Origin of the sequence: Mesorhizobium sp. CA5, from assembly GCF_020165105.1 — a bacterium.
Classification (GTDB): Bacteria; Pseudomonadota; Alphaproteobacteria; order Rhizobiales; family Rhizobiaceae; genus Mesorhizobium.
On record NZ_JAIUHJ010000007.1, the window covers coordinates 233,460 to 248,310 of the forward strand.

Here is a 14,851-nt window from a genome sequence, read left to right on the forward strand (position 1 = left end):
ACATGATTAATGTAGTCATGTTATAGCCGGCTCGGCAACCTTTGCTGTGTCATGGCTTGTGACGCTGTGGCCATGGATGGACCGGATCTCGTCCGCCACCAGTTCCTGCAGCCGCCACAGATTGCGGTCATGGATGCCAAAGGTCTCGAGGTGGCTGACGGTGTTGTAGAGATATTCGGCGCCGGAGCCGACATGGCCGCAGGCGCGTGCCAGTATCTTCGCCACGCTTTCCAGCGGCTGCCCGAGCGAAGTGCCCTTGCCGGTCACGCCGACCCAGAAGCCGAGCGCCCGCAAAGACCCTTGCGCCGTTCTTACCGGAACCCAGCGGACCGAGCTGACGCTTTCGTGGTCGTCGATTTCACGCCGCAGCAATCGCTCGATCTGGGCTGGTTTCGCGCCCTCCGGCAAACGATAGATGACCCCGTCGCAGCGCCCGCCCCGTTCCAGCGCCATCATCAATCCAGGCTGCTCGCGGCTACCGCGCCAGCGCTTTATGTCGAGGCAGAACGATCGATGCCAGCCATGCGCGGCCGCGCGCCTTTGCTCGACCGATTCGAAGGCCGGCTTCCAGATCAGCGAGCCATAGGCGAACACCCACAGCGGACCGTCGTCGGCTTCGCCGGACAGGCGCATAGCAAGCGTCCGGAAATCATCATCGCTTAGCTGTGTCCAGCTGCCATCGGGACCAGGGTCGACCTCGTCGCGATGGCACAAGGCCACGAGCTCAGGCGTGAGTGACATTCGACGCATGAAGACAGCCCCCTCTTTGAGGCCAGCAAAGTCGAAAAGCGCCGGATACGCAAGATCGTGGGCCTAATGCATGTCACCGAGAAGTGTGCAGCGGTTCTGGGTGACAACGACATGCATCAAGACAAGGACTCAAAGCGCGCCGCCTGAATCCGTTTCAGCGCGACGCGATTTAAGCCGCTTGCCGTCCTCGAATTCTGGCCCAGATGTCGGATTCCTGTCGTCAGGATCGTCCTAGGGTGTGTTGAGATTCAGGTCAGGCCGCGCCGAAACGGGGGGTTTCGAGAACCGGAGCGGAGCGTACTCAAGTACGTGAGCACCGGAAGCGCAGGAAACCGCCGTTTGCAGGCCGGCATCACCTGGACATCAACATACCTTAGGATGGATCGAACAACGATCGCTGCCCGAACCGGTGAGGAGACCGACCATGCCGAAATCCCCGCAACCTTTCTTCTGGTACGAGTTGATGACCACCGACCTCGACGCCGCCGAGGCTTTCTACACCGCCGTTGTCGGCTGGCGGGCCGAGCCCTTCGACAAGGCGCCCGGCATGCCCCGCTACATCGTCGTGAACTCCGCCATGCGCGGCGTCGGCGGGCTGATGACGATGCCGGAAGAGCCCGCCAAGATGGGCATGCCGCCAGCCTGGATGGGCTACATCTACACCAAGGATGTCGACGCCTCGACGCAAGCGCTCAAGGACGCCGGCGGCGCCGTCCACCGCGCACCGGACAACATTCCGGGCGTTGGCCGCTTCGCGGTCGTTGCGGACCCGCAAGGGGCTTCCTTCATGTTCCTGCAGCCTAATCAGGCCGAGCAGCCGCCGGTGCCGGCGACCACGCCCGGCCATGTCGGTTGGCATGAGCTCTACACATCGGACTGGAAAGCCGCCTTCGATTTCTATTCCAGCCAGTTCGGCTGGGAGAGCGCCGGCCAGTTCGACATGGGCGAGATGGGCATCTACCAGACTTTTGGCGCCGGCCCCGAATCCGGCGGCGGCATCATGAACAAGCCGCCGCAGATCCCGGTTCCCGTCTGGCAGTTCTATTTCAACGTCGACGCCATCGACGCCGCCGCCAAGCGCGTCACCGACAATGGCGGCAAAGTCATCATGGGTCCGATGGACGTGCCGAGCGGCCAGTGGATCATCCAGTGCCAGGACCCGCAAGGCGCGCATTTCGCGCTGCTGGCACCGGTTCGGTAATAGCACCACTCGGCGGGCTGGCGCTGGATCATTCCGGCGTCAGCACCGCCAGCTTCAGATCGGCTTTCTTGGCGCCGCTGAGCTGGACGACGGCCGCTCCGCCCTGGAGCTTGAAACGCACGCTTTTACGAATGCCCGGGCAGGCCTTCACGCCGCTGAAAGCCGCCGATTTCACGATCTTGCCATCCTGCACGACATCGATCCAAGCCTCGTCGGACAAGCTGAACTGCAGCTCGCCTTCAGGCGGCACCGTCACATTTGCCGTCGCGCCGAAGGTGCCGGCTTTCGGTGCACGGTCAGGCGGCACTTCAAAGCTGACCGTGTCGACAGCCGCGAGCGAGAAATCCACCGCTTGGCCGACCGTCAAGGTGGCGCCGGACTGGGCGGCGGGCGCGGCCGGAAACAGGGCCTGCTCACGTTCAACCGGCCATTTGAAGGCGTCGCAGCCGGTGTCTGCGGCTGCGGCGAAGCTGGTGCCCGCAAGGATTGCGAATAGGCTGATGACGACTTTTCTCATGGTTAAGGGACCTGCCTGGTTTGATGCGTCACCCTTAGTAATACAACCATAAGGATATGTATGCAACCATAGAGAGAAGAAATATGGGGATTGAAGTCATTTCCACTCACCGATTGTTGATGGCAGGCCATGGGAAGTGAGTGGTCCGTCGCCGGGCGATAACTTAAGGCCCGAGCGGCGTACAATGGAGTTTTAGATGAAGCTTTTCGAAAGCCTTGCCCAGTACCGTCCGCAAGCGTTGGGCGTGTTGCGCATCATGACCGCCTTGCAGTTCATCGAACATGGCTCGCAGAAGCTGTTCAACTTCCCGGCCGCTGCCGAGCCACATGCCCTCACCGGGTTGACGACGGCTGCCGGCATTCTCGAATTCGCCGGCGGCATCCTGCTGGCGCTCGGCCTCTTCACCCGCCCGGTCGCTTTCCTCCTGGCCGGCGAAATGGCGATCGCCTATTTCATGGCGCACATGCCGCGCGACTTCTTCCCCGTCAACAACGGCGGCGACTCGGCGATCTCCTTCTGCTTCATCTTCCTCTATCTGATCTTCGCCGGGGCCGGCGCCTTCGCGCTGGATAACCGCCGCAGCGCCTGAAGCATCGAAGGGTGCGCGCCTGGAGGCTTTTTGTTTTGACGCAATTCCGGATCGGAAACCGCTTCGCACTTTTCCTGGAATTGCTCTAGAGCATGATCCCGAAAAGTGGGAACCGGTTTTCGGAAAAGATCATGCTCCAACAAAGAGTTAGAGCAGGATGACGATTCAACGAAACGTCATCCTGCTCTAGCCGCGCATCCGCTCGAAATTGGCGTCGAACAGCGGCGCCGCCTGGATGCGCGCCGCATGGCGCTTGCCGAGGATCTCGATCTCGAAACCGTCCGGTCTGTCGGCGATCTCCTTGGGCACATAGCCCATAGCGACCGACTTCTTCGAGTGATGCGCATAGCCGCCCGAGGTGACCCAGCCGCGCACAACGCCGTCATGCCAGATCGCCTCGTCGCCGATCACATCGGCATCGGTGGCGTCGACGATGAAGCTGCGCAGCCTGAGCTTGCCGCCGTCTTTGCGCTCGGTAAGTGCTGCTTCCTTGCCGATGAAATCAGCCTCCTTGCCATAGGCGACGAAGCGGTCGAGCCCGGCCTCAAGCGGCCCATAGATCGGCCGGTACTCGCGCGCCCATGAGCCATAGTTCTTCTCGAGTCTCAGCGCATTGAGCGCGCGCGAGCCGAACAGGCCGATGCCTGACGCTTCGCCCGCGGCCAGCAGCGCCTGGTATGCGGCGCGCTGATATTCGGGCGCCACCCAAATCTCGTAGCCGAGATCGCCGGTGTAGCTGACGCGGCCTACCAGGCACGGTGCCATGCCGATATCCACCCGCGCAGCCGCCATGAAAGGGAACGCCGCGTTGGAGACATCGGCACGGGTGACCTTGGCGAGCACTTCCCTGGCCTTCGGCCCGGCGATCGCAAGGCCGGTGAGCTTCTGCCCCAGCGCCTCGATCCGCACCGAGCCGTCCTTCGGCAGATGCGCCTCGAACCAGCGCATGTGGTATTGCTCGGCGATGCCGGAGCCGGCGATGAACCACTCTGCGTCGTCGATGTTGGCCAAAGTGAAATCGCCGATGAGTTTGCCGTCGTCCTTCAGCATCGGCGCCAGGGTCATGCGGCCGCGCTTTGGCAGCCTGCAGGCAAGCATGCGGTCGAGCCAGGCGGCCGCGCCCTTGCCCGTCACCTTGTATTTGGCGAAGTTCGAAATCTCCGACAGGCCGACGCCGTCGCGCACCGCTGCGACTTCCTTGGCGACATGGCCGAAGTCAGTCGAACGCCGCCAGGAAAACTCGTCCTTGACGCCATCCGGCGCATACCAGAGCGGCACTTCGAGCCCATAGGACACGCCCCATTGCGCGCCCTTGGCCGACAGCGTGTCATAGACCGGCGTCGTCTTCAGCGGCCGACCGGCCGGCAGTTCCTCATTCGGGAAGCGGATCGAGAAACGGCGCGAATAATTCTCGCGCACCTTGGCGTTGGTGTAAGCCATCGTCGCCCAGTCGCCGTAGCGCGCCACGTCCATCGCCCAGATGTCGGCGCCCGGATCACCCTCGATCATCCAGTTCGAGAGCGCGAGCCCCACGCCGCCGCCCTGGCTGAATCCTGCCATGACGCCGCAGGCGACCCAGAAGCCCGGCAGGCCGCGCACCGGGCCGACCAGCGGATTGCCGTCCGGCGCAAAGGTGAAGGGGCCGTTGATGATCTGCTTGATGCCGGTTTTCTGGAAAGCGGGGAAATGGCGGAAGCCGACTTCGAGCGACGGCGCAATGCGGTCGATGTCCGGCTCCAGGAGCTCATGGCCGAAATTCCAGGGTGTCTGGAACTCGGACCAGACTTTGTTGGCCTTCTCGTAAGTGCCCATCAGCATGCCGCCGCGCTCCTGGCGCAGATAGAGCTCGCCGTCGAAGTCCACGGCATGAATGATCTCGGTGCCGGTCTTCTTGTTCCAGTCGGCGACCTCCGGCATGTCCTCGGTGATCAGGTACATGTGCTCCATGGCCAGCACCGGCAGCTCGAGCCCGACCAGGCGGCCGACCTCCCGCGCCCACAGCCCGCCGGCATTGACGACATGCTCGGCGATGATATCACCCTTGTTGGTGATGATCCGCCACAGCCCGTCGGGACGGCGCACGATGTCCTCGACCTTGGTGAAGCGCTCGACCTCAGCCCCCAGTTTCCGCGCCGCCTTGGCATAGGCATGCGTCACGCCGGACGGGTCGAGATGGCCGTCCTCCTTGTTGCGGACGGCGCCGACAAACTGGCTGGGATCGATGAGCGGCATCAGTTCCGCCGCTTCCTTGGCCGATATCACTTCGAGGTCGATGCCGAGATAGCGGCCCTTGGACACCATGCCGCGCAGCCAGTCGAGCCGCGCTTCGGTCGCCGCCAGAAGCACGCCGCCGGTGAGGTGCACGCCGGTGGCCTGCCCCGACAGTTCCTCGATCTCCTTGTAGAGCGAGATCGTGTATTTCTGCAGCTTGGCAACATTGGGGTCGCCGTTGATGGTGTGCATGCCTCCGGCCGCATGCCAGGTCGACCCCGACGTCAGTTCGTCGCGCTCCAAAAGCACGACATCGGTCCAGCCATGGCGGGCAAGATGGAACAGCACCGAGCATCCGACGACGCCGCCGCCGATGACCACGACCTTTGCATGCGACTTCATGGACTTTTCTCGTTGGTTCAGTGAGTTGAGAGATTGAAATGAATCAGGATGGGAAGCTGTTCCCTCACGGCTCACCCTGCCCGATCGCTTCCTTGCGGCGCGCCATATAGGCTTCGAGCGCCTCGCGCACCGCGGGATCCATGGCCGGCTGGACATATTCCTCCAGCGCCTTCTTCCACAGCCGCGTCGCGCGCGCCGTCGTGTCGAGCGCACCCGCCTCCTGCCAGGCCTCGTAATTCTGCCAGTTGGAAAGCATCGGCTGGTAGAAGGCGGTGGCGTAGCGCTCCAGCGTGTGCGGTTCGCCGAAGAAATGGCCGCCGGTCGGCACCGCGCCCAGCGCCTCGACCGCAAGCTCCGCCTCGTCGACGACGATCGGCCGCAGGAACTCCATCATGTGCTGGATCATCTCGACATCGATGATGAGCTTTTCGAACGACGCCGTCAGCCCGCCTTCCTGCCAGCCGGCGGCGTGGTAGACGAGATTGCCGTGGCCGAGCACCGCGCCCCACAGCGCCATCATCGTCTCGTAGGCGCCCTGCGCATCGGCGGCATTGGAGGCCGAGCCAGGCGTCGTGCGGTAAGGCAATTTGTAACGCCGCGCCAACTGCCCGGAAGCGATGTTGGCCTTGGTGTTCTCCGGCGTGCCGAAGGCGGGCGCGCCCGATTTCATGTCGACATTGGAGGTGAAGGCGCCATACATCACCGGCGCGCCCGGACGCACGAGCTGCGTCAGCGCGATGCCGAACAGCGCCTCGGCATTCTGCTGCGCCAGCGCGCCGGCCAGCGTTACCGGGCTCATCGCCCCCATCAGCGTGAACGGCGTCACCGCCACCGACTGGCCGTATTCGGCCATGGTCATCAGCCCTTCGGCCATCATCTCGTCGAAGCGGCGCGGCGAGTTGACCGAAATGATGGTGGTGACACCGGGGTCCTCTCCCATCTGCTCAAGCGTCAGCCCGCGCGCGATCGCCATCATCTCGATGCCGTCTAGCGCCCTGCCCCGCCCGATCGCCGAGACGTGGAAGCATTTGTCGGTCAGCGTCAGATTGGCGAAATAGGTATCCATATGCCTGGTGTTCGCCGGCAGCTCGACCGGGGCGCAGACCTGGTTGCCAAGCATGTGGATGCAGTTGAAATGCTGCGCCAGCCGGACGAGGTCCGAGTAGTCGGCAAGGTTGCCGGCGCGGCGGCCGCGTTCCATGTCATGCACATTGGGCGGCCCGGCGACGAGCGTGAAGTTGATGGTGCTGCCGCCAAGATGGATGGCGTGGTCCGGGTTTCGGGGCGTCAGCGTATAGGCCGAGCGCGTCGACTTCAGCGCCTCCTCGACCATGCCGCGATCGACGCGCACATTCATCGAGCCGTGGTCGACCTTGGCGCCGGCGCGCTCGAGCAGCGACAGGGCGCGTGCGCTCATCACCTCGATGCCGAAATTCTCCAGTATGTGCATCGATGCCTGGTGGATGACCTCGATCTGGTCGGCCGACAGCAGCGCCATGGGCGGATAGGGATTCTCCACCCGCCGCGCCGGCAGTTGCGGGATGGCGGCTGGTCCCCGGTTGCTGGTGCGCTCGGCGCCGCGCTTGCGTCTTGGTTCGCTCATGCGCACATCAGAGCGCCGGCATCGCATGCGAGCTGTCAGGAATTCGTCATTTGCCGGCGCGATTTTAGCCAAGGCGGCATTTTTCAAAATCGGGGAAAAGAATAGCGACACAACCGGTCGCAATATCGATATTCGGCTTTTCGCGCTTCGGGCGCCCGCGTTAAGGAAGCGCGCAACACTCCTTTTATGATTTCGGCCTATTCGTCTTCCAATGCGTAGGTCGAGTTTTAGTAAAATTGTCGCTGTCTCCGTGCTGCTGGCGCTTTCGGCCTGCGCGACGGCGCCCAGTCACATCAACAATGTCTGCGCGGTCTTCGACCAGAATGACGGCTGGTTCGACAACTGGCAGTCCGCCGCCGAACGGACCGAGCGGAAATACGGCGTTCCCGTCCCCGTGCTGATGGCGACGGTGCGCAAGGAATCCGGCTTCAAGAGCAATGCCCGCCCGCCGCGCACCAAGCTGCTCGGCTTCATCCCGTGGACGCATGTCTCGAGCGCCACCGGCTACTCGCAGGCGCTCGACGGCACATGGTCGCAATATCAAAGCGAGACCGGCAACTGGGCGGCGCGCCGCACGCGCTTTGCCGACGCCATCGATTTCGTCGGCTGGTACCACTCAAAGACGGCCGACACGTTCGGCGTCGCCCGCAACGACACCTACAATCTCTATCTGGCCTATTATCTCGGCTGGACCGCCTATGGCCGCGGCAACCGCGGCGATGGCGGCGTTCAAAACTACGCGCGCGCCACCGACCAGATGGCGCGCGATTACGCCGCGCAGATGCGGCAGTGCGGCAACTAGTTCCTCAACACGGTTATTTTGAAAGATTGAAGGCTTGTCGGGCAAGGCTATCAACGCAAACGCTGGCGATGAGCTGAAGGCTCCTGAACCTCGTCATTCTAGGGCGGAGCAAGGAGCGTAGCGACGCGCGCAGACCCTAGAATCCATTCCGTTACCTAGACCGAAGTGTGCAACGGTGCAGAATTTCTGGACCGCCGCGGCGCTTCCATGTCACGGCATGGATCCTCGGGTCTGCGCGCGTCGCTACGCTCCTTGCTCCGCCCGTGGATGACGATCGCGATAGGCGTCTCGGCCAATCGCCAAGGCATGGGCTTTGCCAACGCACACATAACCAACCGGTCAAAACTTCTATGTTAAGGAACCGGGTCTAGTGCCGCCTTGTCGTGTCCTTCGGCCTTGAGACACCGGTTTCCGAATCCTCGTCGCGCACTTCGTGGCGACGGGCTTTGAGCACCTCGTCGTTCTCCTCGACGCCCTTTCCGATCGCATCGGCCTCCGCGCTGGCGTTTTTGCCGTCGGGCCGCTGCGGCGGCGAACCGGCAAAGCCTGGCCCCTCGCCGTGCGGCGCATCATCCGGCACGCCTTCACGCGCGGCATGTTCCTTGTCGAACTTGATGACCGGTTCCATCTTGGCCAGGACATCGTCCGAGAGCCAGCACAGGCTCATATGGCCGTTGCCGAGATTCTTCACCGGCGGCACCTTCGTCTCGCACAGATTGTCGGGCACCAGCCTCTTGTAGCCGCAGCGCGTCTGGAACGGGCAGCCGGTCGGCGGGTTCATCGCCGACGGGATGTCGCCTTCCAGCACGATGTGCTTCTTGACCACGCTGGTGTCGGCGATCGGGATAGCCGACAGCAGCGCCTCTGTATAGGGATGGTAAGGCGGCGAGAAGATCTGATCGGTCGTGCCTTGCTCGACGATGTAGCCGAGATACATGACGACGACGCGGTCGGCGATGTAGCGCACCACCGACAGATCGTGGCTGATGAACAGCATCGTCGTCTTGTTCTTGCGCTGGATGTCCATCAACAGCTCGGTCACCGCCGCCTGCACCGAGACGTCGAGCGCCGAGACCGGCTCGTCGGCCACCACCACCTTGGCGTCGCCGGCAAAGGCGCGCGCGACGCCGATACGCTGCTTCTGCCCGCCCGACAACTGGCGCGGCTTGCGCGTTTCGAAGGCGCGCGGCAGCTTCACCAGATCGAGCAGTTCCAGCATCCGCTGGCGCCGCTCGGCGACTGTCCTGCCGACTTTGAACTTCTCCAGCGTGCGGATGATCTGCGAGCCGACCGTGTGGCTGGGGTTCAGCGTGTCGAACGGATTCTGGAACACCATCTGGATCGAAGACACCGTCTCGACATTGCGGCGCTCGATGCCGGTCGACTGGATCTCCTTGTTGCCCAGCGTCACGGTGCCGGAGCTTGCGGTCTCGAGGCCCAACAACACCTTGGCGAGCGTCGACTTGCCGCAGCCGGATTCGCCGACAATCGCGACCGTCTCGGATTCGCGCGCGGTGAACGAGATCGTCTCGTTGGCCTTGACGACGCGGCCTTCGCTGGAGCCGAACACCTCGCTGCCGCCGACCTTGTAGTATTTCTTGAGATCGTCGATCTTGAGCACCGGCGCGCCGGGCTCGACCTTTTCGTTAACCTTCTTGGCACCGGGCGGCAGCGCCTCCCAGTCGATCTCGTTGAACCGCACGCAGCGCGAGAAATGGCCCTCATGGCCCTCGACCGGGATCATCGGGATTTCCGCGGCGTTGCAGACGCCCTCGACGAAATGGTGGCAGCGCGGCCCGAAATTGCAGCCCTTCGGCCGCTCATGCGGCAGCGGCAACTGTCCAGGAATGGAGATCAGCGGCCGCGAGTTCTTGTCCGCGCCAGGCAGCGGGATCGAGCGGAACAGCCCTTGCGTGTAGGGATGGCGCATCCGGTCGAACACGTCCTCGATCTTGCCGGTCTCGACCGCTTCGCCGGAATACATCACCGTGATCTTGTCGCAGGTCTCGAGGATGAGGCCGAGATTGTGCGACACGAAGATCATCGAGGTGCCGAACTTCTCGCCCAGACCTTTGACCAGCTCGACGATGCCGGCCTCGACGGTGACGTCGAGCGCGGTCGTCGGCTCGTCGAGCAACAAGAGCGCCGGCTTGGAAAGCAGCGCCATGGCGATGACGATGCGCTGCTGTTGGCCGCCGGAAAGCTGGTGCGGATAGGAGCGCATCATGCGCTCCGGGTCGGGCAGCTTCACCGCCCGCACCATCTCCAGGGCGCGGTTGTAGGCCTCTTCCTTCGACACCTTGTCGTGGATCAGCGGCACTTCCATCAGCTGCTGGCCGATCTTCATCGCCGGATTGAGGCTCGCCATCGGCTCCTGGTAGATCATGGCTATCTTGTTGCCGCGGATCGAGCGCAGCTCATCTCCGGAGAGCTCGCCCATGTCCTTGCCCTGGAACTTGATCTTTCCGCCGACGATCTTCCCGATGTTGGAGAGGTCGCGCATTATCCCGAGCGACACGGTCGACTTGCCGCAGCCGGACTCGCCGACGATGCCCATCGCCTCGCCGGGCATGACCGTGCAGGAAAAATCCATCACGGCCGGGATCTCGCCCTTGCGGGTGAAGAAGGAGATCGAGAGGTTCTCGATCTCGATGATCGGCTGACTGGTCGCCTTGGCTGGATCTCGAACTGCCTCGTTCATGGGTCGCTCCAATCCTTGGTCCTTGGAAGATGGGGCCGAAAACCCCGCCATCAATCTTTCATCGACTGTTCACGCAGCGAATCCGCCAACAGATTCAGTCCCAGCACGAACGACATCAGCGCGATGGTCGGCGGCAGCGCCGGGTGGATGAAGGACCGCAAGAGGCGGCTGGCGTCCTTGATCGCGGTGCCCCAATCGGGGCTTTCCGGCGCCAGGCCCAGGCCGAAATAGCCGAGCGTTCCGAGCAGGATCGTCGTGTAGCCGATGCGCAGGCAGGCATCGACGATCAGCGGACCCCGCGCATTGGGCAGGATCTCCCACAGCATGATGTACCAGGGCGATTCACCGCGCGTCTGCGCCGCCGCCACATAATCGCGCGTCTTGATGTCCATGGTCAGCCCGCGCACGATGCGGAACACGCCCGGGCTGGAGGCGAACACCACCGCCACGAAGATGTTGAGCTGGTTGGGATCGATATGGACGATGCGCAGCGGATCCTTGTCGAAGACGAGGCCCGTATAGATCCAGCCGCCTAGGACCAGCGTGATGCCGAGCAGGATATAGAGCCGGTCCGGCCGGTTCTTGTAGCGAGTCCAGAACAGCACGCAGAAGAAGATGATCGGGAACAGGAAGAACAGCCCCGCCATCCCATAGGGGATCGGCGTGTCCATGATGCCCGGCGTTACCAGCAGGTAGAACAAGAGGATGACCGGGAAGGCCAGCACCAGATTGGCAAGGAACGACAAGAGCGTGTCGATCTTGCCGCCATAATAACCAGCCGGCAGGCCGAGCGTGATGCCGACCATCAGCGCGAAGCCGGTGGCGGCCGGCGCGATGATCAGCACGATCTGGCTGCCATAGACCATCCGCGAGAACACGTCGCGGGCAAGCTTGTCGCCGCCGAAATAATAGACGAGCTTCGATGCCGGCTCGATCGCCCCGGGCAGCGTATCCTTCATCACCGAGACCTGCGCCAGCGGATCGAAGGGCGAGATGGTGGAGGCGAAGATCGCCGTGAACAGCCAGAACAGGCAGATGAAGACGCCGGCGATGCCGACGCCGCTGTCGAAGAGCTGGCCGTAGAGCCCAAGCCGCTTCTTGTAGGTAAAGCTGGCGCCCATCACTAGGATGAGCCCGACCCACACCGGCCAGAACCGCCAGAGCACGCCGATAACCACGTTGAAGGCGCTGATATATACGGTTTGCATCGGCCCCTGCCTCTACTGAACCCTGATACGCGGATTGAGAAACGCGTAGCCGACGTCGGAAATCAGCTGCGTGATCAGCACGATGAACACCGAGACCAGCGAGCAGCCGAGCAGCAGGTCGATGTCGTTGTTGCCGGCGGCCTCGACCAGCGTGTAGCCGAAACCCTGGTAGCGGAACATCACCTCGACGATGACGACGCCCGTGAGCAGCCACGGGAACTGCAGCATGATGACGGTGAAGGGCGCAATCAGCGCGTTGCGCAACGCATGCTTGATGACCACGCTGCTGAAGGACAGGCCCTTCAGCCGGGCGGTGCGGATATATTGCTGCGTCATCACCTCGACCATCGAGGCGCGTGTCATGCGCGCGATATAGCCGATGCCGTAGATCGCCAGCGTGATCACCGGCAGCGTGAAATTGTAGAAGGTGATGCCCTGGCTGGCGGACGCCGCCGAGCCGTTCAGCCAGCCGAGCCAGGATGCGAAGATGACGGTGAAGATGACGCCCGACACATATTCGGGCGTCGCCGTCGAGGCGATCGAGGCCACCGACAGCACGCGGTCGGTGCGCGAGCCCTCGCGCATGCCGGCGAGAATGCCGATCAGCAGCGAGATCGGCACCATCACCGCCAGCACCCAGAACATCAACAATCCGGTGGCGCCGAGGGCCGGGAACAGCTTGGCCGCGACCGTCGTCTTGAACTTGGTCGAGCAGCCGAAATCGCCTTGCAGGACGCCCGAGAATGTCGGCTCGGCCGGGTCGTTGCAGAACGAGAAGCGCTGCGTCGTCTTTCCGGTCGCCGGATCGGTGATCGGATGCTTCGGCAGGACGCCCAGCCACTGGCCGTAGCGCACGAAGAAGTTCTGCCGGTAGCCATGATTGACCAGCCAGCTTTCGAGCTGGTCGGCTGGCGTGTGCATCTCGGTCTGGCTGATCGCCAGTTTCTTCAGATTGGGCTCGAGATTGACGAGAAAGAAGACGACCAGCGTCAGGCACAGCATCGTGAGCAGTATCGTGCCGATGCGTCTGGCGATGAATGAGAACATGTGCCCCCCTGCCGGCCGGGTTGGGGTCAGATACGTTCAACCCTGTTTCGAAAAGCGGATGACGCCCCGCCGCCGCTGCAGGATATGCAACGGCGACGAAGCTGCAAATACGAGGGGCCGCGGCCCCCCGTATCGATCGCGCTATGGATCATGCCTGCTCGAGCCAGACCTTGCCGAAGTCGTGCTCGTAGGTGGGGTGCATCGAGTGGTTCTTCACCTCGGGCTTGATGTTGATGTAGAGCTTGCGCCAGTAAGGCTGGATGATGATGCCGGAATCTTGCAGGGTCTGCTCGATATCCTTCATCACAACCTTGCGCTTCTCCGCATCGGCAATGCCGAGCGCCTCGTTCACCTTCTTGTCGAAGTCCGGATTGGCGTAGGCCGTCTCGTTCCACGCTTCACCGGTGCGGTAAGCGATGGCGATCACCTGGATGCCCAGCGGGCGCATGTTCCAGTTGGTTTCCGAGAACGGATACTTCGTCCAGTCGTTCCAGAAGGTCGAGCTCGGCAGCACGGTGCGCTTCACCTTGATGCCGGCTTCGCGCAGCTGGGCGGCGATCGCGTCCGTGGTGTTCTTGTGGTAGTCCTCGTCGTTGCTGATCAGTTCGTGCTCGAAATCGATCGCGCCGGCCTCCGTCAGCATCTGCTTGGCCTTGGCGATGTCGCGCTTGACCTCCGGCAGCTTGACGTATTCCGGATGGATCGGCGCGACGTGGTGGTTTTCGGCCGGCGTGCCGGCATTGCCGTAGCCGAGCTGCAGCACGGTGGCGTTGTCGACGGCAAGCAACATCGCCTGACGAACCTTCTGGTCGTCATAGGGCTTGTGGGTGATGTTGAAGCGCGACACCACGGTGGCAGCCGTCACGACTTCCGAGACCGGAGCGCCGACGTCGGCGATGATCTTGATGTAGTCGGCGGTCGTTTCGTGGTTGGTCTGGACTTCGCCCGACTCGAAGGCAGAGACGGTCGCGGCCGGATCGGTGCCGTAATCGATGAACTCGACGCCGTCGAGGAAGGCCTCGCCCTGCCACCACTTGCCGGTCTCGCGGCGCTTGTAGACCACCTTCTGGCCGACGTCGTAGGAGACGAGCTCGAACGGACCGGTGCCGATCGGGCAGCTCTTGAAGTTGGCGCCCTTCTCGTCGAAGGTCTTGTGCACGACCAGCGCCGGATAGTCGCAAAGGTTCGGGATGATGGCGATGTCGGGCTTGGTCAGCTTGAGCTTGACGGTCATGTCGTCGACCTTGACGACGGAGCCTTCGCGCAGCTTTTTGGTCGTGTCGTCGACGAGGCTGCCGAGGCGGCCAGGCATGGAGTTGCCTTCCGCGCCCTTATCCGCCCAGCGCGTGAAATTGTAGATCACGTCGTCGGCGGTGAACTTGTCGCCGTTGTTCCATTCGACGCCCGGCCGCACATGCAGCGTGTATTCGGTGGCGTCGTCGTTGATGTCCCAGCTCGCCAGCAGATACGGCGCGAAAGTATATTCCTTCGTGTATTTCACCAGCGGCTCGAGCGCCTGGCGCTCGGCATTGGAGATTTCGGACCAGTCGGCGGTGCGCGGATCCTTCGGATCCTTGATCGACATCGCGACCTTGAGCACGCCGCCCTTCTTGCCCTGCACGTCCTCGGCCCGGGCCGGGGTCGGCGCGGCGAGGCCGAGCATGCCATAGGCCATTGCCGTCGATGCGCCGAAGACGCTGGCCATAGCCAGGAATTCGCGGCGGTCCACGCCGCCCGACTTGGCTTCTTCAGCCATTTTCAGGATGTGATCGGGAACACGATCACCATTGCTCTTATAGATTGCCATGACTTACTCCCAT

At 62.8% G+C, this 14,851-nt stretch carries 11 protein-coding genes; 3 read left to right on the forward strand and 8 right to left on the reverse strand.

Annotation, left to right across the window (positions count from 1 at the left end; all coding sequences use genetic code 11):
* Positions 1 to 15 precede the first annotated feature (15 nt).
* On the reverse strand, positions 16 to 750 hold the full coding sequence (locus tag LB529_RS12060; RefSeq protein ID WP_224626327.1) for a gamma-glutamylcyclotransferase: 735 nt from the start codon (positions 748 to 750) through the stop codon (positions 16 to 18).
* A 424-nt stretch (positions 751 to 1,174) separates the two neighbouring features.
* On the opposite strand from LB529_RS12060, the gene LB529_RS12065 reads away from it, so the two are divergent.
* Positions 1,175 to 1,951: a VOC family protein gene (locus tag LB529_RS12065; protein WP_224626329.1), complete on the forward strand. Its 777-nt coding sequence runs from the start codon at positions 1,175 to 1,177 to the stop codon at positions 1,949 to 1,951.
* A gap of 28 nt (positions 1,952 to 1,979) precedes the next feature.
* On the opposite strand, the gene LB529_RS12070 is transcribed toward LB529_RS12065, so the two are convergent.
* Entirely contained in the window at positions 1,980 to 2,468 is a 489-nt protein-coding gene (locus tag LB529_RS12070; RefSeq protein ID WP_224626331.1) for a hypothetical protein, read from the reverse strand.
* A 196-nt stretch (positions 2,469 to 2,664) separates the two neighbouring features.
* Here LB529_RS12070 and LB529_RS12075 point away from each other — a divergent pair, with 196 nt between their 5' ends.
* Positions 2,665 to 3,057 (forward strand): DoxX family protein, encoded by a 393-nt coding sequence (locus LB529_RS12075; protein WP_224600748.1) that lies wholly within the window; start codon positions 2,665 to 2,667, stop codon positions 3,055 to 3,057.
* 186 nt (positions 3,058 to 3,243) lie between these two features.
* Here LB529_RS12075 and LB529_RS12080 read toward each other — a convergent pair whose 3' ends face one another.
* Both LB529_RS12080 and LB529_RS12085 read right to left on the reverse strand, forming a co-directional pair.
* Positions 3,244 to 5,670 carry an FAD-dependent oxidoreductase gene (locus tag LB529_RS12080; protein WP_224711200.1) on the reverse strand — a complete coding sequence of 809 codons (2,427 nt, stop codon included), beginning with the start codon at positions 5,668 to 5,670 and terminating at the stop codon, positions 3,244 to 3,246.
* A gap of 64 nt (positions 5,671 to 5,734) precedes the next feature.
* The gene (locus LB529_RS12085; protein ID WP_224711201.1) at positions 5,735 to 7,273 is read right to left on the reverse strand and encodes a trimethylamine methyltransferase family protein; all 1,539 of its coding nucleotides are present in this window, start codon (positions 7,271 to 7,273) and stop codon (positions 5,735 to 5,737) included.
* A 211-nt stretch (positions 7,274 to 7,484) separates the two neighbouring features.
* Between LB529_RS12085 and LB529_RS12090 the strand changes: the two genes are divergently transcribed.
* Positions 7,485 to 8,075, forward strand: a complete 591-nt coding sequence (locus LB529_RS12090) for a hypothetical protein (protein WP_095768936.1) — start codon at positions 7,485 to 7,487, stop codon at positions 8,073 to 8,075.
* A 367-nt stretch (positions 8,076 to 8,442) separates the two neighbouring features.
* On the opposite strand, the gene LB529_RS12095 is transcribed toward LB529_RS12090, so the two are convergent.
* The 4 genes from LB529_RS12095 to LB529_RS12110 form a co-directional block, all read right to left on the reverse strand.
* Positions 8,443 to 10,776, reverse strand: a complete 2,334-nt coding sequence (locus LB529_RS12095) for an ABC transporter ATP-binding protein (protein ID WP_224711202.1) — start codon at positions 10,774 to 10,776, stop codon at positions 8,443 to 8,445.
* A gap of 50 nt (positions 10,777 to 10,826) precedes the next feature.
* Complete coding sequence (locus LB529_RS12100) at positions 10,827 to 11,984, reverse strand: ABC transporter permease (protein ID WP_224711203.1); 1,158 nt, start codon at positions 11,982 to 11,984, stop codon at positions 10,827 to 10,829.
* A 12-nt stretch (positions 11,985 to 11,996) separates the two neighbouring features.
* Positions 11,997 to 13,031 carry an ABC transporter permease gene (locus tag LB529_RS12105; RefSeq protein WP_140699362.1) on the reverse strand — a complete coding sequence of 345 codons (1,035 nt, stop codon included), beginning with the start codon at positions 13,029 to 13,031 and terminating at the stop codon, positions 11,997 to 11,999.
* Between the two features lie 148 nt (positions 13,032 to 13,179).
* Positions 13,180 to 14,838: an ABC transporter substrate-binding protein gene (locus LB529_RS12110; protein WP_140839585.1), complete on the reverse strand. Its 1,659-nt coding sequence runs from the start codon at positions 14,836 to 14,838 to the stop codon at positions 13,180 to 13,182.
* Positions 14,839 to 14,851 lie beyond the last annotated feature (13 nt).

Bases quoted from the DNA above. Each gene is read 5' to 3' on its own strand.
- LB529_RS12090 (WP_095768936.1), top strand. From the start codon at position 7,485: ATGCGTAGGTCGAGTTTTAGTAAAATTGTCGCTGTCTCCGTGCTGCTG.
- LB529_RS12085 (WP_224711201.1), bottom strand. From the start codon at position 7,273: ATGAGCGAACCAAGACGCAAGCGCGGCGCCGAGCGCACCAGCAACCGG.
- LB529_RS12070 (WP_224626331.1), bottom strand. From the start codon at position 2,468: ATGAGAAAAGTCGTCATCAGCCTATTCGCAATCCTTGCGGGCACCAGC.
- LB529_RS12080 (WP_224711200.1), bottom strand. From the start codon at position 5,670: ATGAAGTCGCATGCAAAGGTCGTGGTCATCGGCGGCGGCGTCGTCGGA.
- LB529_RS12065 (WP_224626329.1), top strand. From the start codon at position 1,175: ATGCCGAAATCCCCGCAACCTTTCTTCTGGTACGAGTTGATGACCACC.
- LB529_RS12100 (WP_224711203.1), bottom strand. From the start codon at position 11,984: ATGCAAACCGTATATATCAGCGCCTTCAACGTGGTTATCGGCGTGCTC.
- LB529_RS12105 (WP_140699362.1), bottom strand. From the start codon at position 13,031: ATGTTCTCATTCATCGCCAGACGCATCGGCACGATACTGCTCACGATG.
- LB529_RS12075 (WP_224600748.1), top strand. From the start codon at position 2,665: ATGAAGCTTTTCGAAAGCCTTGCCCAGTACCGTCCGCAAGCGTTGGGC.
- LB529_RS12060 (WP_224626327.1), bottom strand. From the start codon at position 750: ATGCGTCGAATGTCACTCACGCCTGAGCTCGTGGCCTTGTGCCATCGC.
- LB529_RS12095 (WP_224711202.1), bottom strand. From the start codon at position 10,776: ATGAACGAGGCAGTTCGAGATCCAGCCAAGGCGACCAGTCAGCCGATC.
- LB529_RS12110 (WP_140839585.1), bottom strand. From the start codon at position 14,838: ATGGCAATCTATAAGAGCAATGGTGATCGTGTTCCCGATCACATCCTG.